The organism is Pontibacillus marinus BH030004 = DSM 16465, from assembly GCF_000425225.1.
Classification (GTDB): Bacteria; Bacillota; Bacilli; order Bacillales; family BH030062; genus Pontibacillus; species Pontibacillus marinus.
On sequence record NZ_AULJ01000038.1, the window covers coordinates 14,317 to 40,077 of the forward strand.

Consider the following 25,761-nt stretch of genomic DNA (forward strand, 5'->3'; position numbering starts at 1 on the left):
TGTGTTGTAATAGCTCTATTCATTATCCTAAAACATTACGATAAAAAACCTCACTAGACATGGCATCCAGTGAGGTTATAAGCGTTATATATCAGTTGTTTCCGATTCAATAGCTGATGGATTATTAAAGGTTTCTTGATTCAGGGTACCTGTAATCTTAGAGGTAATGGTCCCCGAAGTCATAGCACCATTAACATTCAATGCTGTACGTCCCATATCTATGAGAGGTTCTACCGTAATTAAAAGACCAGCTAAATAAACCGGAAGATTCATAGCTGATAACACAATCAAAGCGGCAAAAGTAGCTCCACCACCTACACCTGCTACGCCGAATGAACTAATACCAATAATTAAAACAAGAGATATGATGAAGTCTAAGCTAAGAGGATCCACACCCACCGTAGGAGCAATCATCACCGCCAACATGGCTGGGTATATTCCTGCACACCCATTTTGTCCGATCGTGGCTCCAAACGAGGCAGACATATTCGCAATTCCCTCCTGAACACCAAGACTACTCTTTTGTGCTTGCACATTCAACGGGATGGTTCCAGCACTTGAACGGGATGTGAAGGCAAAACCTAGAACAGGAAGCACCTTTTTCACAAATGTAAATGGACTCAAGCCAAATAACGATATCATCATAAGATGAATGACAAACATAACAGCTAATGCAACATACGAAGCGAGAACAAATTTCCCAAGCTCCAGTATGCCTGCAAAATCTGTATGAGCTACGGTATTTGCCATGAGGGCCAAAATTCCAAAAGGAGTTAAACGTAAAACAAGTGTCACGATTCTCATAACTACAGCGTAAGCGGCATTAATACCTTTTGTGAAAACCTCAGCTTGCTCTGGCGTCTTCCTTCGCACTCCCAACACAGCAACACCAATGAATACAGAGAAAATAACAACCGCAATCGTAGACGTGGCACGATCTCCTGTCATGTCCTGAAACGGATTCCTTGGTATGAATTGCAAAATTTTATCTGGCGTCGACATACCTTCCAGACCTTCTAACCGCTGTTCAAGGGATTGACCTCTCGCTTCCTCGGCTTGCCCAACCTCAATTTGATCCGCATTTAAGTCAAATACAACTGAGGTACCTACCCCAACTAGAGCAGCAATCATAGATGTTCCTACTAATATCCCAATAATCCAGGCCGACATTTTTCCAAGCTCAGATGAAGCTTTTAAATTAATGATGGACTGGATGATCGAAACCATAATGAGTGGAATGACAATCATGTACAATAAGCGAATATAGCCACTACCTACAATACTGTACCAATCTGTTGTGGTAGCTAAGACTTCTGACTCTGATCCATAAATCCATTGCAAGATAGCACCTAGCAAAATGCCTAGACCTAGCCCAAGAAATACACGCTTACTAAACGAGACCTTTTGACGATGAAAATGCACTAAAACACCTATCAACGCAAGCATGACGACGATGTTTAAAAGAATCCAGAACGCCTCCATCTCGTCCCTCCTTGAAGTCAATTCCCTCACTGATTTCTATAGGGTTACTTCAATTTATGCTAAGGTCATGAATATATATTCTTACAGAAGAAAAAGGATCTGATTTATTTACACGGACGAATGGCGATGATCAACAAACTTTTTCAACACCTCTTTTAGAACAAGAGTAGACCTTGTATGCATAGGTTTATCTTTTAATAGGATGGAAAAATTCCTATCTACTGTACCCTCTTCCACTTCCATTGTAGCTAGTGTATTTATTGATAGCTCTTTCCGAATGGCCCATAATGAGAGGAGCGTTATCCCTAGGCCAGCTTCTACAGATTCCTTAATTATTTGGGTGCTTCCAAACTCCATACGGTGAGGCGGATCTATCCCCATTTGTTCAAAAAGCTTTTCAGTTGCTTCCCGTGTACCAGATCCTTTCTCTCTTATAATCCACGTTTCCTCTTCAAGTTGACTGGCTTTCACATCCCCCTGATGAGTAAGGTGATGGTCATGTGAGGCAATGACACACATTCTGTCAGCCGCTAGTGATTCCACTTGAAGTTGAGCGTCATCTACATCTCCCTCAACAATTCCAATATCGAGTTTCATATCAGCCACTTGCTCGGCAATCTCTTGCGTATTTCCAATAGTGATGCTTGGTTGAATTTCTGGATAGCCCTTCAATAGTTGAGCAATCACCCTTGGTAAAACGTATTCTCCGAAAGTGTAGCTTGCACCAATTGATAAATCTCCCTTAGGTTCATGCTCTAAGTCATGTAGTAAATGATGCATCGTTTCAAAATGACCTATCATCTCTTTTGCATGCTCATACACGATACGTCCTTCTTTCGTTAACCTTATGACTTTGTTACTCCTGTCTAAAACCTGAACCCCCATGTCTCTCTCTAAATTTTTGATATATTGGCTTACGGCTGGTTGTGTCATATAGAGAGCTTCCGCAGCCCTCGAAAAGTTCCCACGCTCCACAACTTCTACAAAGACACGTAATGTTGTATTCACCCTTTCACCTCCATCATAAGCAATCACTTATGATTATCATTATAATCATTTATTTCCCTTATAACAAACACTCTCATACCATAGATAGTAGAAGAGGTGTTACGGATGAATCTAAATCAAAAAAGGAATTGGATATCTGGTGTTTTATTTACAGCGGTTTTTGCAGCTTTAGGGCTCCTACTCATTCAACTTCCTGTATTTCAACATATCGGGGCATTAGCTTCCTCGATATTACTCGCAATCCTATACAGACAATTGTTTGGATACCCTAATCAACTACGTACCGGTATCCAGTTTTCTACAAAGAAACTTTTGCGTGTTGCGATTATCTTATTTGGACTGAAATTAAATTTAGATGTTGTTTTTAATGAAGGACTTGGGCTTCTTGTAAGAGGAGCAGGGACGATCATATTCGCTCTAATTGTTACCATGCTTTTAGCTAAATGGTTCAAAGGGGACAAAACCATTTCCATGTTACTTGCTGTTGGAACGGGGGTGTGCGGGGCTGCGGCCATTGCGGCTGTTTCTCCCATTATAAAATCTGAAGAAGAGGATACTGCATTAAGTGTTGGCATCATTGCACTTGTAGGAACGATCTTCGGCATTGCTTACACATTAATTGGACCCTTGTTACCTATATCAGCTGAGTCCTATGGAATTTGGTCTGGACTAAGCCTTCATGAAATTGCACACGTTGCTTTAGCCGCTGCTCCAGCTGGAGAAGATGCATTAGCCATGGCCTTGTTAGCGAAGTTAGGCCGAGTTTTATTATTAATTCCACTTTGCTTCATACTGGTATATTGGATGCAACGTAAAAACAAAGACCAAAATGCCGAAACAAATGTGTCTTTCCCTTGGTTTTTACTAGGCTTTATCATCATGAGCTTTTTAGGTAGTTATGTTTTTGGGCACTCAATCCCCCTACCTGACAATTCTTTAACCATCGTTTCCCATATCACAACATTCCTATTAGCTATGGCGATGAGTGGACTCGGATTAAATGTCGACCTAAAGAGCATTGGTACCAAAACACTCCGACCATTACTTGCGATGTTTATTACGTCTGTGCTGTTATCCATCGTAACGTATTTCATGCTCTAAAATTTGCAAAAAACCCTCCCATTTTTGGAATTCTTTCATAGAGTATTTAAGAAAGCATTTCCTTAATGAGTTGGAGGTGTGTTACATGTCTGGAGGTTACGGTGGCGGTTTCGCGTTACTTGTTGTGCTTTTCATCTTGCTTATCATTATTGGAGCAGGATTTGGCGGAAGAGGCTATTACTAAATTGATATTAAAAAAGGGGAAGAGCTGATGAGCTCTTCCCCTTTCTTACTTAATCATCAATATGAAATCCGATCTCTATACTTGTTAAGCAGTGCTTGATTGGATGAATCCGAACCATCTACATTGCCACTTTTTAAAATAGGTGGATCTATCCCATTTTCCTTTAATTTTATGATGGTTTTAGAAAACACCTCTTGTAAAAGGGCTGTTGCGATAACAGAAGATACTGGAGAGAACGGTTCATCTATATCGGTATAGCTCATCACGGCATCTCCTACTGGAACATTCGTCTCAAGAGTATGATCCACAACCTCCTCTAACCGGTAGCCGGAAGGGTGTTTGGATTTTAGATTATTTTTGTATTCCTTAGAAAGCAGCCCAACAATGAATGCCCCTTTTTCTTTCCCGTATAAAGCAGCATCTATAGGCACGGGGTTACGCCCAGAGGTTGAAATAACAATGAGTGCATCGTTCTTTCTTATATCCTCATGTTGAAAGGAATCCTCTAACATGTTCTGTTTTCGTTCATTTTCACTGGCTTGCTCAGCACCGTTGTGTAACATAAAAGGCTCAAGGTTAATAGCACGAACGGGAGCCAACCCCCCTGCTCGATAAAAGGAATCCTGAGCAATTAAATTGGAATGCCCGCATCCAAATAAATGAATGATCCCTCCATTGCTAATGACCTTAGCCATTTGATCACTTACTTCGTCTACATCTTTTTTGGTAGAAGCCTCTAGCTCTTGAAGCATTTTTGAAGCGGTTGATAAATAGCTCATTAGAGTCACCTCAAGTCCGATAAATATCGCTGATGAATTTATAACGGTCGGCTCTATATGCTGATTTAACAACTTCAAATGCCCTACCATCTTTTAAAAAACTGTGACGCTCCATGTGTAAAATAGCTGATGCAGGTGGAATTTCTAATAAGTTTGATAAGTGCTGATCTGCAATCGTGGCTTCAATCATCTGTGAAGCTTTTTCGATTTCTAGCTTTAATGTGTTCTCAATGTAATCGTATAAAGAACCTTGAACAAGATCTTCTGATAAGTCAGGAATCAACGCTGTATGAATATACGTTGTTTCAACAGCCATCGGTTTATGATCGGCATAACGTATTCGTTTAATTTCATATACTTGTTGTTCCATATCTAGTTGGAGCTTTGTCGCTATATCTTGTGGTATTGGGATCGTCTTAAATACGAGTAACTTACTACTAGCAGTCATCCCCCTTTGTTTCATATCCTCTGTGAAGCCTGTCATCCCTTGAAGTGGCTGTTCAATTTTACGTTCAGAAACAAAGGTACCTTTCCCTCTTTCTCTATATAAATGACCGTCATTCACCATGTTTGTTATGGCTTGCCGAACCGTCATACGGCTAACATTATAGCCTTCCGATAGTTCTCTCTCTGATGGAATCATATCCCCTGGATTAAACTCCTGTTGTTCAATCCTGTTCTTCAGATCCTCTATAATTTGATAATAAATTGGTAGAGGAGACTGCTTATTAATCATACATACTCTCTCCCTTATTTTCCTTCAACAAGTTGATAGGAAGCTTGATCCACAAGAAGGGTGACATTCTTATGATCGTGTAAAGCAGAAGCTGGGAATTGCTCATCTACTGGTCCTTCGAGGAGACGTTTGATCGCTTCAGCTTTCCGCTCGCCTGAGGCTAATAAAACAATTTGTTTACTTTTAAGGATGGAACCGATCCCCATCGTAATCGCTTGCTTCGGTACTTCATCAAATGAATTAAAAAACCTGGCATTAGCTTGTCGGGTTGATAACTCCAGATTCACAATATGCGTCAAACTAGTAAAAGAAGTACCTGGTTCATTAAATCCTATATGACCATTTTCCCCAATCCCAAGTAATTGAAGGTCTGGTGGTCCAATCTCATCTATAATTCCTTCATACCTCTTGCACTCTTGATAAAGACTGCTTGTTTTTCCATCAGGTATATACGTCTGATCTTCTCGGATATTGATATGGTCAAAAAGCTGTTCTTTCATAAATAAATGATAACTTTGGGAATGGGTTTTGTCTAAACCTACATATTCATCCAAATTGATAGAAGAAACATTAGAATAATCAATATTCCCTTGCTTATATCTTCTGATCACATGTTTGTATGCTCCAAGAGGTGTTCCCCCTGTCGCTAAACCTAATACGGACTGAGGATACTCTTGAACTTGTTGTTCTATGAGTGAAGCTGCTAATTGACTGAGCTCCTCATAGTTTTCTAAAACCTTAACATTCATGATGCTTCTTCACCTCTTTGATCATAGGAGATAGTGCCTCTACAAATCGTCATAATAACCTGATCTTGATTATCTAATAAAATCAAGTCAGCATCTTTCCCTACTGATATACTCCCCTTGCGATCAAATACATCTAACTGTTTAGCTGCATTAGCAGAAGTAATAGCTGCAAGGTCTGCGTAGGAGAGGTTATTTCCTGCTTTCATATTTCTTGCGGCTTCTTCTAACGTTAATATACTTCCAGCCAATGCCCCATTTGCAAGACGTGCTTCTCCATTACTGACAATAACATCTTGCCCACCAAGGTCATAAGTTCCCTCCGGAAGACATTTTGCTCTCATAGCATCCGTAATCAGGATTGTTCGATCAGCCTTTGTAAATTGATAGGCAATATGAATAGCATCCTTTTGAACATGAATATGGTCGACAATCATTTCGACTTTCACATCATCATTCAAAAATGCTGCTCCGACTACACCTGGCTCACGATGATGAAGCCCACTCATTTGATTATAAAGGTGTGTAATATGACGAGCTCCTTTTTGAACTGCCTGATTTACAGTGGCTAGCGTCGCATCACTATGACCAATGGAAGCCACAACACCTTGAGAGGTTAGATGTTCAATGAAGTCTAATCCCCCCTCTACCTCAGGGGCTAGTGTCACCAATCGAATATGGTTTCGACTCTCTTTTTGCCAGGCTTGAAATAAATCAATGGAAGGAGGAACAACATGATCAATAGGTTGTGCTCCTACTTTTTTCTCTGAAATAAATGGACCTTCCAAATGAACACCTAATAATTCAGCCTGACCACTTTCAGGCTGGTCATCAACATATTCCCCTGCATTTGAAAGGGCATTTGAAATAGCTTCATCAGATTGTGTCATCGTTGTTGCTAAAAAGCTTGTTGTTCCTTCCTTAGGCAGCTGTGAAGCCATTCCTGACAAAGCTTCTTCTGTTGCATCCATTACATCATGACCGTTAGCTCCATGAATATGAACATCAACAAACCCCGGTAGAAGCGTCCAGTTTTTACCTTTTCCATCAATGACATGATCTGCTCCCCCAATAAATTGAGAGGAGATTTGATTGATCTTGCCGTCTTTTATCTGTAATGATCCCATATCGATTTCTTGGGTTTCTGAAATAATGTTAACATTCGTGATTTCAATGATTCCTTGCATCTTATTCCTCCTCATCGTTTGAATGGGAGAAGCATTATGCTTCTCCCATCAACCTATGAACCCACTGTAATAATTCCTGATTCTCCTTTTTGAACAGAACCGGACTTATGAAGGGTAACCATTTCATTTTCAAGATTTGTAAAGATGATCGGAGTAATAACAGAAGGTGCTTTCTCTCTTACCTCATCCATTTGAACTCGAATTAAAGGATCTCCTTGTTTTACCGTTTGCTCAGCTTCTACTAGTGTTTCAAAACCTTCACCATTCAGCTTCACTGTATCCAGTCCGATATGAATTAGGATTTCTAATCCATTCTCTAATTCTAATCCAATAGCATGTTTGGTTGGGAATACCTGAACCACTTTTCCATCTACCGGAGAATGGAATGTGTCCCCTTGAGGATCGACAGCAAAACCTTGACCCATCATCCCTTGTGCAAAAACTTCATCTGGAACTTCAGCTAAAGGAAGAACCTTACCATCCATCGGCATCACAAAGTCTTTCCCACTAAGACTACGATCATGAGGTTTGTCATTCTCAGAATTTGTAGTTTGACCCTGCTCTTGTGGCGGATTCATATTCCCTTGTTCCATTCGTTTCTTCATGGCTTCAGCAAGAAATTCTACACTTGTTCCTACTATAACCTGTAAGTTGCGCTTTCCAACTTTCATTACACCTCTAGATCCGTATCTTTTAAGTTTATTTTCATTCGCTTGATCTCTGTCTTTCAACTGCATTCTTAAGCGAGTTGTACAATAATCTAGAGATTCAATATTATCTGGTCCGCCTAATGCATCTAGGTAATAATATGCTTTTGTATCAAAATCATCCGTTTCATCATTTGGTTGCCCAACTTCTTGCGTTTCTTCTACAAAGTCTTCATCCTCATCTTCACGACCTGGTGTTTTCAGATCAAGTTTCACGATAAGGAAATAGAATACAAAGAAGTATATTGCCGCCATCAATATTCCTATTAGAAGTAGCATTAATGGATTTTCAGCAATACCAAAGTTCAATACGTAGTCAATTAAACCTGCTGAGAATCCAAAGCCATGACGAATTTCAAATAGATATGCGATAACCATTGATAAACCTGTCAGAACAGAGTGTACCGCATATAGTAAAGGTGATAAGAACATGAATGAAAACTCAATCGGTTCTGTAACACCGGTTAAAAATGATGTTAATGCAATACTTAAGAACATGCCTCCTACAGCTGCTTTACGATGTTTCTTCGCTGCAGCATACATCGCAAGACAAGCCGCGGGAAGACCAAACATCATAACAGGGAAGAATCCTGCTAAGAAGTAACCCGCTTCAGGATCACCATTTAAGAAGCGATTGATTTCCCCATGGACCACATCGCCTCCACTTGTCGTAAAGGAACCGAAGTCGAACCAAATTAATGCGTTAATAACGTGGTGCAATCCTACTGGAATAAGGAGACGGTTGAGTACACCATACACCCCTACACCTGCAGCACCAGAGTTTAAGATCCAATTCGTTGTAAAGTCTAAAATTTGCTGTGGATATACCCACAAATGACCAAATATAAATGCAAGAACAACCATAACAGCGGAAGTGATAATAGGCACAAACCGCTTGCCTCCAAAGAAGGAGAGGTAATCTGGAAACTTCACATCATGGAAGCGATTATAGAGCATTCCACCTGTTATACCTGCAATGACACCTGCAAAAACGCCCATTTTGACGTCTTCATTAATAGCTTCTATACCACTGTCTAACACTAAGTAACCGATCGCACCGGCCAATGCAGCAGCTCCACTACCATCTTTCGCAAATCCCATTGCAATACCAATTGCAAAGATCAATGATAGATTCCCCAATATTCCATTCCCTGCTGCCGTCATGAATGGAATATTCAACATATCTTCCATACCAAGTCGCACAAGAATGGCTGCTGCAGGTAAAGTTGCAATTGGGAACATTAATGATTTCCCGATTCGTTGTAAGAAATTAAGCATGTTTAATCTTCCTCCTGCTGAAAATAAAATGATGAAAACGCTTCAACGTCATATTATCATCTTAACATATAGTTGTCTATACCAATTATATATGCCACTATTCTTTTCACTCTTACTATGAATCAAAGGTGATCATTTTATGTCCTCTGTGGAGAGGTTAAGATTATCTATTCCTTAAAAAGAAAAACGCTTAGAGCTGTTTTGCTCCAAGCGTTTTATCTTTACATATCAAAGCTTTTATTCAAGTTCGCCATTTCAAGCGCTGCTGTAGCTGCTTCCCAGCCTTTGTTACCAGCTTTTGTACCAGCACGTTCAATTGCCTGCTCAATCGTTTCAGTCGTAATGACACCGAAAATAACAGGTACACCCGTCTGCATAGAAGCTTGGGAAACCCCTTTAGCCGCTTCACTGCAAACATAATCAAAGTGTGGAGTTGAACCGCGAATAACTGTACCTAATGTAACCACAGCATCGTATTTCCCTGTATCCGCCATGCGTTTTGCAATCATAGGAATTTCGAATGCGCCTGGTACCCAAGCTACATCAATATCATCTTCACTAACACCGTGGCGTTTGAAAGCGTCCATCGCACCACCGTGAAGCTTACTTGTAATAAAATCATTAAAACGCCCAACGACGATTCCTACTTTTAATCCTGTCCCGACTAAGTGTCCTTCAAATTGTTGTCCCATTGAATTGGCCTCCTAAAATTTAATAGTGAAATAAATGACCTAGCTTACTTTGCTTGGCACTCAAGTATTTTTCATTTTCCTTACGCTTTTCCATTTGAATTGGTACACGATCTACTGCTTCGAGTCCATATCCTTTTAAACCGGTGATCTTTTTAGGATTGTTTGTAAGCAACTTCATTTTAGAGATGCCTAGATCCCGTAAAATTTGCGCTCCAATTCCATAATCACGTAGGTCAGGTGGGAATCCTAGTTTTTCGTTTGCTTCTACTGTATCAAGGCCTTCTTCCTGGAGTTTATAGGCATACATTTTATTGATTAATCCAATGCCACGGCCTTCTTGGCGCATATAAAGAAGAACGCCTTCTCCAGCTTCTTCAATTTGTTGAAGGGCAGCATGAAGCTGAGGTCCACAATCGCAACGGTACGAACCAAATACATCACCTGTTAAACATTCAGAATGAACACGTACAAGTGTCGGCTCATCTGGGTTAATGTCTCCTTTAACAAGAGCGATATGTTCCTTATCATCAACAACATTGGAATAACCAATCGCTTTGAAATCTCCATATTCAGTTGGTAAATTAATTTCAATTTCTCTTTGTACAAGCTTATCCTTTGAATTACGGTAATGGATTAAATCCTGGATCGTAATCATTTTTAAATCATGCTCATTAGCCATTTCACGAAGATCAGGCACTCGTGCCATCGTTCCGTCATCTTTTATGATTTCACAGATTACACCTGCAGGCTTTGACCCGGAAAGCTTCGCCAAGTCTACAGCCGCTTCTGTATGCCCTGCACGGCGAAGTACGCCTCCCTCTTTAGCAAGGAGCGGGAAGATGTGTCCAGGACGTTTAAAATCCTGCGACTTTGCTTCAGGGTTCAGCATTTCTTTGATCGTTACAGACCGCTCTGCCGCTGAAATTCCTGTGCTCGTTGTTTTATGGTCAATGGAAACGGTAAAAGCTGTACCATGTGGATCTGTGTTTCGCTCTACCATCGGAAAAAGTTCAAGACTTTCAGCTATATCCTGAGAAACCGGAGCACACACAAGACCTTTTCCATGCGTAATCATAAAGTTGATCACTTGTGGTGTTGCTTTATCGGCTAATGCAATCAGGTCACCTTCGTTTTCTCGATCTTCATCATCACACACGATAACCATTTTGCCATTCTGAAGATCTCTTATGGCATCTTCTATTTTATCAAACATGTTCTTCACTCCCATTTATTCAACCTACATGAACCCGTTCTCTTGTAGAAAGGACTCTGTAATGGACGATGACTTTTTATCTGAACCAAATTGTTTTGTTAAAAAATTCACGACATACTTGCCTAACATATCGATCTCAATGTTCACATGATCACCAGCGCCTTTATCCCCTATAATGGTGTGTTCCATTGTGTGTGGAATTAGAGAGATCGTAATCCCTTTATCATTTACGCCAAAAACCGTTAGGCTCGTGCCATCAACGGTGACAGATCCTTTATAAACAAAATAATCAAGTAATTCAGTTGGAAGCTCAATGTCATAATAAACAGCATTGGATTCCGCTTTTTTGCTTGTAATGGTCCCAAGGCCATCAACATGACCTGATACCATATGTCCTCCAAATCTACCATCTGCTTTCATGGCTCGTTCTAGATTGACTTTACTACCCTTTGATAGTTCATTTAGATTCGTTGCTTTAAACGTTTCAGGCATTACATCGAAGCTTGCTTCATCTTTCGTATAGTGTGTCACAGTTAAGCACACACCATTAACGGATATACTATCACCTAAATGAACGTCCTCAAGGATTTTACTGGCTTGCACAATGATTTCCATCGATTCTTGACCCGATTGGATACGTTTCACTGTGCCAAGCTCTTCTATAATTCCAGTAAACATGGGATCCCCCCTGCCTAAATTGGTTTTGAAATGATTTTTACGTCTTCCCCTAACTGGGTTACTTCAGTGATGGTAAGCTGCATGGATTCCGAAAGCTTCGCAATCCCTTCTCCTCCAATAGGAGTTGGAGATTGTTGACCACCAATCAGCTTTGGTGCGACATAGTTAATGACTTGCTGGACTGCTCCTGCTCTAAGAAAAGCGTCGTTAATTTTTGCGCCACCTTCTACAAATACGGAGGTTACGTCCTTCTCTCCTAGCTGTTGCAATATTTCTTCTATTGATATCGTCGGTTCTGAAAGCTGAATGATTTCTACATGTTCGTAATGTGTAAAACGATCAATTTTTTCTTTCTCCACTTCACTACCTGTTACAATCCAAGTCGGGGCCTCGGGGTTTTGAATGAGAGGCGTGTCGATCGGTGTTCGAAGATGCGTATCGAGCACAACGCGAATCGGATGCTTCCCACCATGAGGGAGTCTTGTGGTGAGGTTCGGTTTATCTTGAATAACAGTATTTACACCAACAAGAATTGCATCATGTATATGACGGTATTGATGAACATCTCTACGTGCTTCCTCGCCCGTAATCCATTGGCTTTCACCAGTTGTCGTAGCGATTTTTCCGTCTAGTGACATCGCAGTTTTTAACGTGACAAAAGGCCGCTTGGATTGAATCCAGTGGTAAAACACTTCATTCAGGTCATCTGCTTCCTTTTTTAAGACATGTGTCTTCACTTCAACCCCTGCATCTTCAAGCATTTTAATGCCTCTTCCAGCAACTTTTGGATTCGGATCAAGTGTCGCTACAACAGCACGGGATATCCCTGATTGAATAATCTTTTCAGCACATGGGGGCGTCTTCCCATAATGGCTGCATGGTTCAAGTGTTACATAGATGGTTGCACCTTGCGCACGCTCACCAGCCATATTCAATGCATGTACTTCAGCATGAGCCTCACCAGCTTTTAGGTGCGCTCCCATACCAATGACTTCACCATTTTTGACAACAACAGAGCCAACCGATGGATTGGGTGCCGTCTGCCCTTTAGTGGAAGCTGCCATTTGGATAGCTAATTTCATATATTGTTCATCCTGATTCACGGTTCTCACCCCCTAAAAAATATTAAAAAACCCTGAGGAAGATATACGTTCCCCAGGGTCTAAGTTTAGTCACGAAAGAATTTGTGTAAAAAGACACAGTTCACCTGTGCTTGAGTCATCATTTATAAAACGGACATACTTGCAGAATTTTACAAGCAGTTCAAAAAAATCAGTACTCTCCTGACTCGTTCGACTTCCTTCTCCCATCCGGACTGTTACCGTCGGCTTTGGTTTCTCACCAAATCAGCCGCAAAGCAGTGCTATGCGGGTCGCGGGCTAGCAAGACAAGCTTGATCACCGCCGGTTGGGATTTGCACCCGACCCCGAAGGCATCCGTTAAGAAACGGATGGTTGTATTAAGTTGTATCTTCATAATACCCTTATATATATTTAGATTTCAAGAGATAGAGTCTGTTGTATAATTATGGGATCTAATTTGTTTAACTAATAAACCACCAATTCCAACTAAACGTTGCATCATCAATGGCATTAGCTGATTGGGAATAAATGGGTTACGCGAGGACTAAAGAATTAATTTTATATAAACTTAAGCAAAAAAACAGAAGGAAAATATTAACCATGATAAAATATAAGAAAATTTTGCTTTTACATTTTATCACTTTAAACGAAATAAGTGTAAATTCAAAATCCTATATTAAAAGGAGTTGTAGTAGAGGAAATGAAAAAATACAGCCTACAAGAGATTTCTTCTGTTGTAGAGAAGAGCCCAAACGTTATTGAAAACTGGATGAATGAGCTTGAATTCCGATTAAACCATCAAGCCCTTATTGAGAATGGAGAAAAATATTTTGATGATCTAGATTTAAGAATCATTAAATTTATAATGAACAAAAGGGATGAAAGGTTATCATTTAACGAAATATTTACTAACGTTGATGAAGTGTTTGAACTACGACAGAACGAAGAAATTGATGTTATGGGGAGTAAAGAAATTAATAAAAGTCAAGATAATAACATTGATGATTACGCTACATTCAGTGGTTTAGGACGGGATCCAGAAAGCCTTTTTTATGATATTGCTCAAGATAATGAAATTATTAAAATGTTTAAATATCATTCTCTACGTGTCATGTTTCTTTCCGGTATGTTAGCAAAAAGGGTAAACTGTTATGATGAGGACTTACGAGTAGCTGCATTATTGCATGATATAGGAAAAATGGGGTTGTCTAGTAATATTTTATTGAAACCAGAAAAACTAAGTGATCTAGAGTTCTCTATAATTCAAAGCCACTGTCATATAGGAAACGTGATTGTTAGGAAACACCTTGGATTGACTAGGGCAGCCAAGTTTATTCGAGATCATCATGAAAGATGGGATGGCAAGGGGTACCCGCGTCGATTAGTAGGCGATGAAATCACAATACAGGGTCGAATTATTTCGATTTGCGACGCCTTTGACACTATGACAATTGATCAGCGCAATTATAAAAAAAATACCTTAAGTTATGACGACGCTTTCGAAGAATTGCATAAGTGTTCGTGGAGACAGTTTGATGGAAACTTAGTTAAAGTATTCACTGATATGAGGGAAGATATAGTTATTCCAGATTACATGATTCAAGAAATTTGATAAAGAATATTAGACTAGTAAGGTTTCAGTAATAAAGAAATTAATAAACACCAAATCACTTGAAAAGGTTTACTATGGTGGATTGAGTTGGAACTACCAAACAAAAAAGGAACACGAACTTTTGAAGGAATAATTGTCCTTGATGATCATGAGTAAATAATTGATGTAGACTTAACCACGTTCAAAACTCCAGACGAAAGCGAAAGAAGCTTAATTATAGAGTGCTTTCAGTCTCATTCTGTTGGTGAAAACCAAAAAGCATTATAGAAATAGTCGATTCTCTAAATTCAATATAAAGCATTTGATTTTTTAAACTAAAAAGACTCCATAATATGGAGCCTTTTATCCTTCATTAACAGTTAAGTCAGCTTCTAGTCTTACATCCACATTCCCTTTAATAGCCCGGGAAATCATGCAACTTTCTTCTGCTTTTTCTGCGATTCGCTGTAGCTTGGTTAAATCATCCATTGTTGCTTCTGGCTTTAGCCTTACTACTGGACGGTGGATGATTTCTTCGTATGTGATCACACCTTTTGTTACATCTACTACACCCTCTGAACTCATGTCCATCTCATCTAGCGGAAGACCAGCGCGTTCAATCATTGCTCCGAGTGTAATGATATAACACGTAGCTGCTGCTCCTAGTAACATTTCATCTGGGTTTGTCCCAATACCAGGCCCGTCCATTTCTGTTGGAACAGAGATTTCTGTCTTCAACTTGTCTGCTTCAATTGTACCTACACTGTTTCGCCCACCTGGCCAGTCAGCTTTTAAGTGAAAATGATGTTTTGCCATGTTGGTTCCTCCTACTCTTCGCTGTTATGTTTCTCCATGTATTGCAAGACTTTGTCTAGCTGTGCATGGTCCTCTGGTGATGAATCAATATGATGCCAGATCATTTGACCTTTTTGATCATATAACCAGGTTCCACCTTGAATATAGACATCCTGCGTTTTCATTGATTCTTTTACAAATTCTTTTTGGTTTTCATTGTTAGGCAGGAAGTTCTTCACCTTGCCTGTCATTGCACCCCAAAGCGCTTTTGATAGTAGCTTCCACTTTGGCATTGTCACAGTACCTTGTTCTTTATATAGTTGTCGGGAAGGATCTCCATATATACCGAATGGAAATGGCCCAAAGTGCTCCATAAATTGCGCGATAAACGATGCACTTGATGGAGCAATGGCGACAACCTGAAATTCTTTGGATTCAACTTCATCTATTCGCTCACGCAACTGCGTGAGATAAGCACGACAAACCGGTCAACCAAGGTGACGCACGAAAACAACCATTGTCTTTTGACCTTCAATAACCTGACCTAAGGTTCTCTCATCCGTCTGCCCTTCTAAGATTGGTTTGGACATTGGCTTCACCACCTATACCCCCTATCATACCGAAATCTAATCACATAATCCAAATGGTACGATGTGATGTTTGCTAAATCATCACTTTTTTATGTAATGCTGTTTCAACAAAAAATCCCTGTCCTTCATCCTGATAACATTACAATCATAACTTGACTCAAATTCTCTTAGCCTTTCTTCAATAGTTTGGTCCGATTGAAAGAGGTCCTCTCTATCATAATGAGGAAAAATAATATCATCATGTAAGTAAAGCCCTGAAAAATTTCTTAATCCAACTTCATTCATAAATGGAGTGAAGACGTTAACCAAATTAATATGGGGACCTAGAACCATGGCACCTGCACTCACTCCAACAATCACCCCTTCTTTTTGGGCAGCAAAATCGAATAAATCTTTGTCTGCACCACTTTCTTTTAGGTGATACAGAAGTTTATAAGGGTTGCCTCCATTGATGTAAATGATCGAGTAGTTTTGAATAAACGAAGGAGCATCATGTTCCACATCTAAAAAGTCCACTACACTTACTCCCATTTCCAACAAATCCGACTCAGCTTTTCGTGCATATTTGTTCTGTTCTTTTTCCTTCGATGCGGTCGTTATGATAACTGTAGCAGTATCCTGTTTATGCGCAATAACTTTCATAAAGCACTCTTTAATTTCATCAGTGAAAAAGCCATTGGAGGTTAATAAAATATCAGATTTCATCACTACCCACCCATTTTTCCGCTTCTCTTAAGATATCAAATTGCCCTAATTCCAATAAACTTGTTACTTTTCTGTGCGTTCTCAGTGCTAAGTCATATTGTTCTCTCGTGATATCTCCTAATCTCCATGCCGCATCTAATTCATCATGATCCAGTGTATAGTAACCCCCATTTGGTAATGCTACTACATCTAAATATAAATCTTCATACCATGGGATACCATCTTCCGTTTCACCATACGCATGAATCATATCAATATACCATTGCACAACATTTCCATTTTGGTTAATCATAGCCGTAACCGTAAAATGCTCACCTTTCGGAAAATGCTGCACCCATACGTACCCGTCATCCGCGATACAAATATTACTGTCTTCATATGGAATCACTAGTCTAGTTTGTACTTTATGTATATGTAAGACTGCCACTGCACCTTGGAACGACTCACTATTCTCATGATGAACTGAAAAGGAGCGTTCCTTCACTCGGTTCCAATGAGAGCGGTCTGCGTATTTAACCTTCACCCCTCACTCACCCACCTCATATTCCATCTTTACAAATTCAAAGGTACTTCCGTTTGTATCTTGCATAAAGGCTTGAACCTTTTTAAATCCAACTCGTTCATAGACTTTTATCGCACGTTCGTTAAAGGTAGCTACAGATAACGTCAGCTTTTGAGGGGAAAAAGAATCTTTTACATAATCAATCCCCTGCTCTAAAAAGTATTGCCCCTCTCCATTACCTGTTAAATCCGGGCGTAATCCCAAGCCAATGTCTACAACATTTGGTTCAGGTTTAGTAAAACTAAAAAAGCCAATTAAGCTACCATTTTTATAAACACTAAAGGATTTACCCTCTCGCTGTTTAGGGTCTAAAAATTCCTCGTGGTCTTCTTCATCTGCTGATATATCATAAAAGGAATACTTCCCTTCATAATGCCACTGACCTGCTATATGTTCTGCTTCCTTTTGAGTCATCGGTTGAAATGTGTACATCATTGTTCTCCTCCTTACATCAATTATTATTTCAAATTTTCAAATTATTTTAAAGTTAAATAAGGAAATTTTAGGTAAACCAATAAAAAGAGATGCATATAAAAGTTGAAACCAACTCTTTATATGCATCTCTTCTCCATTTATATGTCTTGAGGTTGTAAGGTTACTTCTTGCATTCTGTCCTCTGGCTTTAATGTCCCTGATTCAATCACCATCACTGTCATACCCTTTTCAGAGCCAGAAGCATGGCTTTCTCCTGTCACCCAAAAAGCTGCAGTCCCTTTTTGAATCGGATACGTAACACCATCTTCTCCATAAACCCAACCTTCACCTTCCATAACAGCGAAGAGCTGGTCGCAAGCTGCCTGATGCTCCCCAACCATACCACCTTGAGGGATGTGCATACATCCTACATGCGCCCCTTCCTCTGTTAACAGTAACGGTGACATAGAAAACGTAGATTCGTATTGTGTAATCGGCTTTGCTACCTTTTCATCAAAGCGAAAAAACTTCATTCATTCTCCCCCCTGTAAAAGTTCTTCAAGTACTTTAGCATGATTATAATTTTCTTCTTTTGTAGCAAACAAAATGGTTACTTATCCTTGATTAACCCAACTCTTTAGCTTTTGATAAGCATCTTTCTTATCATCATCTTCTTCTAACTCTTGCTTATATTTCTTTTTAAATTTTGGAAATTTATTAGGGTCATGAGAAAACCACTTACGCAAGTCAGAGCTTGGGGCAATGCCTTTTAACCATTCATCCAACTGTGCGTCTTCTTTTGAAACACCTCTTGGCCAGATGCCATCCACTAACACTCGTTTCCCGTCCTTTTTGGAAACATTTTCATAGATCCTTTTGAGTTGTACTGACATCGAATTTCCTCCTAACCTTTATTTCTTCCATTCTTTTTCCCTTTTTCCTTCTTTCAAAAAGGATTTTCATAATCGTTTCTTGTATCCTAGAAAGAAGAAAGATTTTTAGGAGGCATAATACATGAAAACTTTATCCCAAAATACATTTCAACAAGCACGAAACTGGATCATGACAGAAGCACGCCCTTTGGAGCAGGCTCTTTTCTCATACGAGTATGAAAATGGTTCAGCAGATGATGTCCTAGATGAACTTTCAAAATTCCAAAATAAAGATGGTGGGTTTGGCCATGGTTTAGAAGCCGACTTTCGCATGCCTCAATCCTCCCCCATGGCTACATCAGTAGGTCTTCAACATTTAATTCAATTCGCTGACCAACCTAAAGCTGAAACCATGATTCAAGAAGCAATCCGCTACCTGGAATATTCTTTTCTTGAAGAACGTCAAGGCTGGTTGGCTGTTCCTAAAGAAATAAATGATTATCCACACGCCTTTTGGTGGTCGGTACATGATAACGGGATGTCATGGATTGATGACAACTGGGGGAACCCTAGTGCAGAGTTAATTGGCTACCTCCATATTTTTGAACACTATGTAGCAGCCTTAAATGTACCCAAACTTGTGGATCAGGCGGTTCAACACTTTTTAGAATTGGAAGAGTTTCCATCAGAACATGAGATTTATTGTTACTTACGCCTACTCGCTATGGTTCCATCACAGCGTACAGAGAAAGTGGAGAAACAACTGGAACGTGCGGTACAAGCTGTTGTAAAACTAGACCGTGAAAATTGGGAGAAGTACGTTCCATTCCCTCTTAAATTTGTAGCAAGTCCTGAATCGAAAACATACGGCATCCCTCAATTTAAAGTCGAAGATAACTTAGATTATTTTGTAGAGAAAATTGAAGAGCATGGTGTAGTAGAGCCAACATGGGCATGGAATGATTATATGGATGTATGGGAAGAAGCAAAACGTGAGTGGACAGGCGTTCTTACACTTGGCACACTAGGGGGCCTTAAACGATTCAATCGATTGGAAACGGAAAACAAACTATAACTTATACCCTTATCATTTAATTTTTAAACCATTTTTCACCGAAGAGTGATCTAACTATACAGCTCAATCGATTGCTTAGCGAAGATCACTTACAGAAAAGTATAAAATGTGATATCCCCTATGCTATCCTAGCCTTATGCCGAGAAAATAAAGGAGAATCTTATGAGTGATCGGGATTTACAACTTTATCACAGGGTCCTTGATGGAGATAAACAAGCGTTAGAGGAGATCTATGATAAGTATGAAAAACTATTATTTTCTTTTGCCTATAAAACATGTGGTCAAAAAGAAATGGCAGAAGAAATTTTACAAGAGGTCTTTATCAAACTATGGACTCAAAGGGCTACTTACGATGAGTCTAAAGGGAAATTCTCCTCTTGGATCATGACGATTACACGCTATACCAGTATTGATACCGTTCGGAAAAAGGAGAACCATAACTATTCTCTTGAAGAAGAACGGGATACACTGCACCAAGAAGAACCTTCAGCTGAAGATTTAGCTGAATGGCGAGAACAGGGAGAACTTATTCGAAAAGCCATAAAGAAATTATCTAAAGATCAAAGCAAAATTATAAGATTATTTTATTTCAAAGGGTTAACTCAGCAAGAGATCGCAAATAAATGCGATTTATCCCTCGGAACAGTGAAGGGACGAATACGCTTAGCTTTAAAACATTTAAGAAAAGAGTTATCGAACATCAAAGAGAAAGGGGGTGTGCGTGATGCGTAATAACTGTGATCTGTTAATAGATTATTTTAATGGTCAACTTTCAAAAGAAGAGGAAGAAGCTTTTGAACAACACTTAGAAACCTGTTCAGATTGTAAGGAAGAACTAGCTGAACTTCAAGAAATGACAGAAGACCTACCGTTTGCTTCGGAACCTGTAGAACCAGCTGTAGGAATGAAAGACCGCGTTTTAAGTGGTGTTTTTGGTGAAGAAATTACAAAAGATGAAGTTCAGGAAAGCTCATCAACCAATCACTCAGCAGTATCATCCGATTATGAAGAGGAATCTGAAAATGAATTAGCATCACGCTACACTCGAAAACAGCCACGAGGAATAAAACCATGGATGGTTACTACACTAGCTGCTGCGTTAATGTTATCGCTTATCGGAAATATGTATGCCTTTTTACAAGAACCCGAAACTACACAACCAGATCCAGAAGAAGAATCAATCGATCAAGTTGTTCGTCGTGTTACGTTACAAGGCCAAGCTTCTGGTAAGGCAACTGCCTCTATCATTAAACAAAATGAAAACCAAGTTTTATCTGTGGATGCCCAAAACCTTCAACAATTAGAGGGAGAAGAGGTATATCAGGTATGGCTGCTTGAAGGAGAAACTCCTTATCGTGCAGGAAGCTTCGTTGCAAACCAAAATGGTGAAGGTGCCGTTTCATTTTCAATGGAACAGCTTCCTAATGATAAAACATGGGATATGATCGCCATATCAAAAGAACCTGATGCAACAAGCAAAAAACCACGAGGAAATGTCGTCTTAAGCTCCAAGTTTTAATAAATAGACCCGAACCATGAAATACATGGTTCGGGTCTTTTCATTTATATTGATAAATTCAATACGCTCTTGATCCTCTTACATAACATTAATAAGCCCTCACTGGTGAGATCAGATGGAGCTGATTCTGTTCACCCTCTCCTTGTATCGTAATCGGTCGCATTGCACCACCTACACCTAATTTCACCCTATCATTCCTTAACGTCTTTAAAGCCTCCATCATAAAAGATCCATTAAATGTTATTTGGAAATCATCTCCATCCATTTTCTCTATCCTAATGGCTTCCTGTATATTCCCAACTTCACTTGAATTTGAATAAATATTGAGTCGACCTTTTGAAATCACCTTCATTGTTACATTATAATGCTGCCAATCACTCGCAAATAAACAAGCCCGGTCTATGCTCTTCATTAGATCAGTACGATCTAAAAGCAGGGAAGTAGATGAAGATACATTAATCAATTCCGATACATTCGGAAACTTACCCTCTATCAATCTTGAATAGAGGGTAAATCGTTGTGCTTGAAAGCTTATATTCGCATCTGAAAAAACAACATGTACCTCTTCGCTGTCAGAAAGTAATTTGTCTAATTCATTTAAAGTATTTCCAGGAACAATCAAATCCCCCATTAAAGAGTCCTGGATTTGGAGTTTGGACAAAGCTAAACGGTGCGAATTTGTTGCTGCAGCTTGCAGCACCCCATCTTTTATTGATAGATTTACTCCAGTTAAAGCTGGACTAGATTCCTGTTTCGATACAGCAAATACGGTTGAATGAATTAAGTGATGAAGATCTCTACCTAAAAATTGGAAAGATGCTTCTTCTTGAATATTAGGGAGTTTCGGATAATCTTCTGGGTCCATTCCATTTAAACTTGTCTGAATGTCATCCGAAGATATGTACATTTTAAGATCTTTAGTTAAGATGTGTATAAGGTCCGGAAGCTTCTTTACCACCTCTATAAAATGATGAGAGGGTACCACAATACTCCCAAATTCAACCACATCGACATCCTCTTTTGGGATATGTCTTTCTATAATAATGTTCGAGTTACTTGCGATAAACGTTACGCCTTCCTTAGAAGTTTTAATGAAAATACCTGTTAAGATCGGGATTGTGGTCTTTGTTGAAATAGCCCTCCCTACATCTTTTAAAGCTTCTCGGCCATGGGATTGCTTCATATAAAATTCCATAATATTCTCCTTAGATAAATTTAACCCAAACATATATTCGATAATTCTATCGCCAATTCCTTTATGATAATAAAAACGATTTTGATTCATTATTGATTATGTTGATGTTCATGAATATACGGGTGGCGGAAGAAAAGGAATAAGGGTAATGCCATAGAAAGCCCCACTGTTAACGTCAAGATCAGACATATCCACCATTCTTTTATTTGGTATTTTTTTGTTTCAACAAACATAAACACCCAAAACACTACACAAGAAATAAGAAAGTCTACAGCAAAAAATGTGGATATTTGGTTAGCGAATAGCTGCTTGATAATTAAATTTAGATCCAGCCCGTGTTCAATTAAAAAGCTGGTAAAGAAATAATAGGGTAGAATAGCACCTATAACAGCTAGAATGAAATAGACCTTTCTCATCTAATCCCCCTCTTTAGTAATTAGTCGCTCTTCAGATTTATAACTCTACTCACATTCTTTTGTGTAAAGTAAATGACCAATAAAGCAATACCTTTCCAAGATAAGAGGAAATCGATTACTTGTTTAATACCTTCTTGAAGACTTTCGAATATATGTAAGATAATATATAAAACTAGTTTCCCATCATTTTCAGGATGTGGATCAAATACAAATTCCTCCAAGAAAAGACCTATATCAATATACGAGTAGAGAAAAAAGATAAAAAGAAGTACACCCAGCCATAATTTTTTATTTTTCAAGCTTCTCACCCCCAACACCTATTAGATTCCATATTTACCATAAAAACCCACAACACTATTTTTATGTGTCATGGGCTTTTATCATTCAATATATCCTTGTGTTATAGATCAATCAAATCAAAAATCGATACGCTTTCTAACTATACTAAAGCTAGAAACGTATCGATCTCTTTTTGATATAATCTTTTTCCGCTCAACAGATACCCTCTCTCTTTGCCCAACCTTCCGGCTATCTTATTTCTTTGTACGATGTAATACATATTGAGATGAACTACTTCGAAATCCCTCAATTTCATAAAATGGGATCAACGTTTCGTCGCAAAATAAGCTAATAATATCGATATGCTCCAACTCATGTAGCAAACGTTCAATAATATGAGTTCCTATTTCTTTGCGGCGATATTGATGATGGACGACAACATCCTCTACATAGGCTCGGAACTTCCCATCAGATACAGCTCTAGCAAATCCAACTAATTCATCATCAATCCAAGCCCCTACTGAGATTGTTCTCTCTAATATGTCTTCTATTTCGCTTTCTTTCATATCTTCCCACCATCCAACATTTTGATATAACCTAATCACACTTTTGGCGGGGATAACTCTTTCCCCATAACTATTGATCTCCACTAATCACTCATCCTTCTTGTTTTTCCACATGTTATAAAGAGGGTACATGATATCATCCACCAAACGATCCGCTTCTTCTCTATTCTCTAAACCTTTAGCAGCAATCACCACAATATAGGGATTTTCTTGAAAAGCTCCTAATACACTGATTTCAATTAATGACCCAGGTAACCCACCTGTCATATTGACTTGATGATAATATGGAATTCTTACATGCTTGTCTTGCATCCGTACCATCCCCTGAATAACAGGTTCCCATGTATCAGGATCTTGTTGATAACTGTTGTAAATCGTTTGAACTAATTTTGCAATCTCCACAAGCTGTCCACGATTTTCCTCATCACGGGGATCCTCTGTAACATTTATACTCAAAAAATTCTTGTCGATCTGAGATTGGATACGAGAAAAGCCTCCCAATTGATTTGCACAAGCCTTTGCTAATTCCACATCATGACACGCAATCATCCCCTCTACAACTTGCCTAAGCTGCAAAGTATCACGCCTTTGCCAGTGTGGATAAAGTTGTTCACTATCTTCTCGTGGATCCACCTTTACTTCAGACACTACGTCGTCCCAGTTCATCTCCCCTTCCTCTACTAACTTAGCGATCCCATATCCCATTGCTACCTTTCCAGCTGATGCGAGTGGATACGTCTCCAACTCGTTAATTTGTATAGATCTATCTAGATCTTGAGCAGAGTGAACCGATATCCCCCATGTTCCAGATTGTTTTTTGAAACAGTCTATAAGTTTATCCACAGTTGTATGACTCCCTTCTTGATTATGTATTCTCGAGCGTTGTGGATATTCCTTGTTTTGTGCATAACTTTTACCTAATTCGGGATAAATAGGACAGATAGAATACATAGAAAGCAAAACTGAGGTGAAGCTTGTGGATACAGTAGATTTGGCCCGTGCTTTGTTTGGTTCATCGCTCGGTTTTCATATTATCTACGCAACAATTGGTGTAGGAGTTCCTCTTATGATCATCATTGCTGAGGTTATGTACATAATCAAAAAAGATAAGGACTATGCTTTAATGGCAAAACGCTGGACGAAAGGATTTGCCATTCTCTTAGCCGTGGCCATCGCTTCAGGAACAATTGTTGGTGTCTTAATGTCCTTACTCTTCCCAGGCTTTATGGAGATTGTCGGCCAAGTCATTGCATTACCTTTTCAAATCGAGATTTTTGCCTTCTTAATTGAAGCTGTATTTATGTCCATCTACTTGTATGCAGCTGACCGTTTACCTGCATGGATGAGACTTGTGAGCATAATTTCTGTCGCAATCGGAGCAGTTGGATCAGCTATATTAATAACGGATGCCCACGCTTGGATGAATACACCAGCAGGCTTCGAAATGACAGCTAATGGTGAAGTGATAAACGTAGATCCTTGGGCAGCTTTTTTCAATCCTAGCTTCTTCGTAACAGCCACCCATGTAGCTGTATCTGCATATATGACAGTTGCGTTTTTAATTGGGTCTATAGCTGGATTACGGTTATTACGTTCTAGTATTTCTTCCGAAGAACGAAAGTACCATCAAAAAAGTTTTATGATCGCCGTTTATCTAGGTGCTTTCATGTCCCTTGCCACAGCCATAAATGGACATGAAACGGCTCAAATGCTTCATGAGTATAATCCTAGAAAACTAGCCGCTGCAGAGGGGTTATTTGAGACAACAGACTATGCCCCTTTATCCATTGGAGGTTGGACTTCAAGGGAAAAAGAAGAGGTCCTTTATGCTATAGAAATTCCATATGCACTAAGCTTCTTAGCTGGAGACCGCTTTGATACAGAAGTAAAAGGCTTAAATGAGTATCCTGAGGAGCTTTGGCCACCTTTATATGTCCATACACTATTTAATGTGATGGTAGGAATCGGCAGTGTACTTATTGCATTATCTCTATTTGCAATCTTCTGGCGTCATGTCTTGAAAAAGGATTGGCCGGGTTGGGTGCTTGCTCTTTTTGTTGCTGGAGGCCCACTTGCATTAATTGGGATTGAGGCAGGTTGGTGTTTCAGCTGTATCGGTAGACAACCTTACACAATCGTAAACGTATTAAAAACGGCAGATGCTGCAACCAAAGCGAACAATGTAGGAGTCTTGTTCGTCCTGTTTATATCTCTATACGTAGTGCTGTTATTCGTAACAGTCTTTGTTATGTCATTTTATTTTAAGCGCAACCCTGTACAAAAAGAATTAGAGCAACGAGGAGTGTGAT

30 protein-coding genes and 1 riboswitch are annotated in these 25,761 nt (G+C 39.3%); of the genes, 7 read left to right on the top strand and 23 right to left on the bottom strand.

The features are described from left to right. Positions 1 to 84 precede the first annotated feature (84 nt). The gene (locus tag H514_RS0108810) at positions 85 to 1,482 is read right to left on the bottom strand and encodes an L-cystine transporter (RefSeq protein ID WP_027446639.1); all 1,398 of its coding nucleotides are present in this window, start codon (positions 1,480 to 1,482) and stop codon (positions 85 to 87) included. Positions 1,483 to 1,590: 108 nt separating this feature from the next. Next, positions 1,591 to 2,490 (bottom strand): LysR family transcriptional regulator, encoded by a 900-nt coding sequence (locus H514_RS0108815; RefSeq protein WP_027446640.1) that lies wholly within the window; start codon positions 2,488 to 2,490, stop codon positions 1,591 to 1,593. Positions 2,491 to 2,595: 105 nt separating this feature from the next. Between H514_RS0108815 and H514_RS0108820 the strand changes: the two genes are divergently transcribed. Then, positions 2,596 to 3,591: a YeiH family protein gene (locus tag H514_RS0108820; RefSeq protein ID WP_027446641.1), complete on the top strand. Its 996-nt coding sequence runs from the start codon at positions 2,596 to 2,598 to the stop codon at positions 3,589 to 3,591. Positions 3,592 to 3,676: 85 nt separating this feature from the next. Next, a complete protein-coding gene (locus H514_RS24300) occupies positions 3,677 to 3,775 on the top strand; it encodes a YjcZ family sporulation protein (protein WP_081672973.1) in 99 nt (32 codons plus the stop codon). Positions 3,776 to 3,831: 56 nt separating this feature from the next. Here H514_RS24300 and H514_RS0108830 read toward each other — a convergent pair whose 3' ends face one another. The 9 genes from H514_RS0108830 to ribD form a co-directional block, all read right to left on the bottom strand. Then, positions 3,832 to 4,554, bottom strand: coding sequence for a sugar isomerase domain-containing protein (locus H514_RS0108830; protein WP_027446642.1), 723 nt, complete (start codon positions 4,552 to 4,554; stop codon positions 3,832 to 3,834). A 10-nt stretch (positions 4,555 to 4,564) separates the two neighbouring features. After that, positions 4,565 to 5,290, bottom strand: a complete 726-nt coding sequence (locus H514_RS0108835) for a GntR family transcriptional regulator (RefSeq protein WP_027446643.1) — start codon at positions 5,288 to 5,290, stop codon at positions 4,565 to 4,567. A gap of 14 nt (positions 5,291 to 5,304) precedes the next feature. Then, a complete protein-coding gene (gene nagB / locus H514_RS0108840) occupies positions 5,305 to 6,039 on the bottom strand; it encodes a glucosamine-6-phosphate deaminase (RefSeq protein WP_027446644.1) in 735 nt (244 codons plus the stop codon). Next, complete coding sequence (gene nagA / locus H514_RS0108845) at positions 6,036 to 7,223, bottom strand: N-acetylglucosamine-6-phosphate deacetylase (RefSeq protein WP_027446645.1); 1,188 nt, start codon at positions 7,221 to 7,223, stop codon at positions 6,036 to 6,038. Before nagA ends, nagB begins: the two co-directional genes overlap by 4 nt. Positions 7,224 to 7,276: 53 nt before the next feature. Next, entirely contained in the window at positions 7,277 to 9,208 is a 1,932-nt protein-coding gene (nagE, locus tag H514_RS0108850; protein ID WP_027446646.1) for an N-acetylglucosamine-specific PTS transporter subunit IIBC, read from the bottom strand. 221 nt (positions 9,209 to 9,429) lie between these two features. After that, the gene (ribH, locus tag H514_RS0108855) at positions 9,430 to 9,900 is read right to left on the bottom strand and encodes a 6,7-dimethyl-8-ribityllumazine synthase (protein ID WP_027446647.1); all 471 of its coding nucleotides are present in this window, start codon (positions 9,898 to 9,900) and stop codon (positions 9,430 to 9,432) included. A 19-nt stretch (positions 9,901 to 9,919) separates the two neighbouring features. After that, entirely contained in the window at positions 9,920 to 11,113 is a 1,194-nt protein-coding gene (locus tag H514_RS0108860) for a bifunctional 3,4-dihydroxy-2-butanone-4-phosphate synthase/GTP cyclohydrolase II (RefSeq protein ID WP_027446648.1), read from the bottom strand. A gap of 24 nt (positions 11,114 to 11,137) precedes the next feature. Then, positions 11,138 to 11,791 carry a riboflavin synthase gene (ribE, locus tag H514_RS0108865; protein ID WP_027446649.1) on the bottom strand — a complete coding sequence of 218 codons (654 nt, stop codon included), beginning with the start codon at positions 11,789 to 11,791 and terminating at the stop codon, positions 11,138 to 11,140. Positions 11,792 to 11,805: 14 nt separating this feature from the next. Then, complete coding sequence (ribD, locus tag H514_RS0108870) at positions 11,806 to 12,894, bottom strand: bifunctional diaminohydroxyphosphoribosylaminopyrimidine deaminase/5-amino-6-(5-phosphoribosylamino)uracil reductase RibD (RefSeq protein ID WP_154657355.1); 1,089 nt, start codon at positions 12,892 to 12,894, stop codon at positions 11,806 to 11,808. Positions 12,895 to 13,085: 191 nt separating this feature from the next. Continuing rightward, positions 13,086 to 13,229: riboswitch (FMN riboswitch) on the bottom strand. A gap of 344 nt (positions 13,230 to 13,573) precedes the next feature. Between ribD and H514_RS22790 the strand changes: the two genes are divergently transcribed. Beyond that, on the top strand, positions 13,574 to 14,485 hold the full coding sequence (locus H514_RS22790) for an HD domain-containing phosphohydrolase (RefSeq protein ID WP_231566589.1): 912 nt from the start codon (positions 13,574 to 13,576) through the stop codon (positions 14,483 to 14,485). A gap of 342 nt (positions 14,486 to 14,827) precedes the next feature. On the opposite strand, the gene H514_RS0108880 is transcribed toward H514_RS22790, so the two are convergent. From H514_RS0108880 to H514_RS22795, 7 genes are all read right to left on the bottom strand, one after another. Further along, positions 14,828 to 15,280 carry an OsmC family protein gene (locus H514_RS0108880; protein ID WP_027446651.1) on the bottom strand — a complete coding sequence of 151 codons (453 nt, stop codon included), beginning with the start codon at positions 15,278 to 15,280 and terminating at the stop codon, positions 14,828 to 14,830. An 11-nt stretch (positions 15,281 to 15,291) separates the two neighbouring features. Beyond that, complete coding sequence (locus H514_RS0108885; RefSeq protein WP_027446652.1) at positions 15,292 to 15,720, bottom strand: peroxiredoxin-like family protein; 429 nt, start codon at positions 15,718 to 15,720, stop codon at positions 15,292 to 15,294. A 210-nt stretch (positions 15,721 to 15,930) separates the two neighbouring features. Then, positions 15,931 to 16,554, bottom strand: a complete 624-nt coding sequence (locus H514_RS0108895; protein WP_036842117.1) for a Type 1 glutamine amidotransferase-like domain-containing protein — start codon at positions 16,552 to 16,554, stop codon at positions 15,931 to 15,933. Beyond that, positions 16,544 to 17,077, bottom strand: a complete 534-nt coding sequence (locus tag H514_RS0108900; protein WP_027446654.1) for a ribonuclease FAU-1 family protein — start codon at positions 17,075 to 17,077, stop codon at positions 16,544 to 16,546. Before H514_RS0108900 ends, H514_RS0108895 begins: the two co-directional genes overlap by 11 nt. 3 nt (positions 17,078 to 17,080) lie before the next feature. Next, on the bottom strand, positions 17,081 to 17,551 hold the full coding sequence (locus tag H514_RS0108905; protein WP_027446655.1) for a GNAT family N-acetyltransferase: 471 nt from the start codon (positions 17,549 to 17,551) through the stop codon (positions 17,081 to 17,083). Between the two features lie 137 nt (positions 17,552 to 17,688). Then, positions 17,689 to 18,063 carry a cupin domain-containing protein gene (locus tag H514_RS0108910; protein ID WP_027446656.1) on the bottom strand — a complete coding sequence of 125 codons (375 nt, stop codon included), beginning with the start codon at positions 18,061 to 18,063 and terminating at the stop codon, positions 17,689 to 17,691. Between the two features lie 81 nt (positions 18,064 to 18,144). Next, entirely contained in the window at positions 18,145 to 18,423 is a 279-nt protein-coding gene (locus tag H514_RS22795; RefSeq protein WP_324604038.1) for a DUF488 domain-containing protein, read from the bottom strand. 121 nt (positions 18,424 to 18,544) lie between these two features. Between H514_RS22795 and H514_RS0108920 the strand changes: the two genes are divergently transcribed. The 3 genes from H514_RS0108920 (at position 18,545) to H514_RS0108930 (ending at position 20,996) form a co-directional block, all read left to right on the top strand. Further along, positions 18,545 to 19,477, top strand: coding sequence for a hypothetical protein (locus H514_RS0108920; RefSeq protein WP_027446657.1), 933 nt, complete (start codon positions 18,545 to 18,547; stop codon positions 19,475 to 19,477). Positions 19,478 to 19,639: 162 nt separating this feature from the next. Beyond that, the gene (locus H514_RS0108925; RefSeq protein ID WP_027446658.1) at positions 19,640 to 20,209 is read left to right on the top strand and encodes an RNA polymerase sigma factor; all 570 of its coding nucleotides are present in this window, start codon (positions 19,640 to 19,642) and stop codon (positions 20,207 to 20,209) included. Next, complete coding sequence (locus H514_RS0108930; protein WP_036842116.1) at positions 20,202 to 20,996, top strand: anti-sigma factor; 795 nt, start codon at positions 20,202 to 20,204, stop codon at positions 20,994 to 20,996. Before H514_RS0108925 ends, H514_RS0108930 begins: the two co-directional genes overlap by 8 nt. 88 nt (positions 20,997 to 21,084) lie before the next feature. On the opposite strand, the gene dnaN is transcribed toward H514_RS0108930, so the two are convergent. From dnaN to H514_RS0108955, 5 genes are all read right to left on the bottom strand, one after another. Next, on the bottom strand, positions 21,085 to 22,191 hold the full coding sequence (gene dnaN / locus H514_RS0108935; RefSeq protein WP_027446660.1) for a DNA polymerase III subunit beta: 1,107 nt from the start codon (positions 22,189 to 22,191) through the stop codon (positions 21,085 to 21,087). 89 nt (positions 22,192 to 22,280) lie between these two features. Next, positions 22,281 to 22,607: a DUF2834 domain-containing protein gene (locus tag H514_RS0108940; protein WP_027446661.1), complete on the bottom strand. Its 327-nt coding sequence runs from the start codon at positions 22,605 to 22,607 to the stop codon at positions 22,281 to 22,283. Between the two features lie 20 nt (positions 22,608 to 22,627). Next, positions 22,628 to 22,906: a hypothetical protein gene (locus H514_RS0108945; RefSeq protein WP_027446662.1), complete on the bottom strand. Its 279-nt coding sequence runs from the start codon at positions 22,904 to 22,906 to the stop codon at positions 22,628 to 22,630. 234 nt (positions 22,907 to 23,140) lie between these two features. Beyond that, positions 23,141 to 23,536, bottom strand: coding sequence for a GNAT family N-acetyltransferase (locus tag H514_RS0108950; protein WP_027446663.1), 396 nt, complete (start codon positions 23,534 to 23,536; stop codon positions 23,141 to 23,143). Between the two features lie 3 nt (positions 23,537 to 23,539). Next, positions 23,540 to 24,295 (bottom strand): serine hydrolase, encoded by a 756-nt coding sequence (locus H514_RS0108955; RefSeq protein ID WP_027446664.1) that lies wholly within the window; start codon positions 24,293 to 24,295, stop codon positions 23,540 to 23,542. A gap of 133 nt (positions 24,296 to 24,428) precedes the next feature. Here H514_RS0108955 and H514_RS0108960 point away from each other — a divergent pair, with 133 nt between their 5' ends. After that, entirely contained in the window at positions 24,429 to 25,760 is a 1,332-nt protein-coding gene (locus H514_RS0108960; protein WP_027446665.1) for a cytochrome ubiquinol oxidase subunit I, read from the top strand. Position 25,761: the final 1 nt, after the last annotated feature.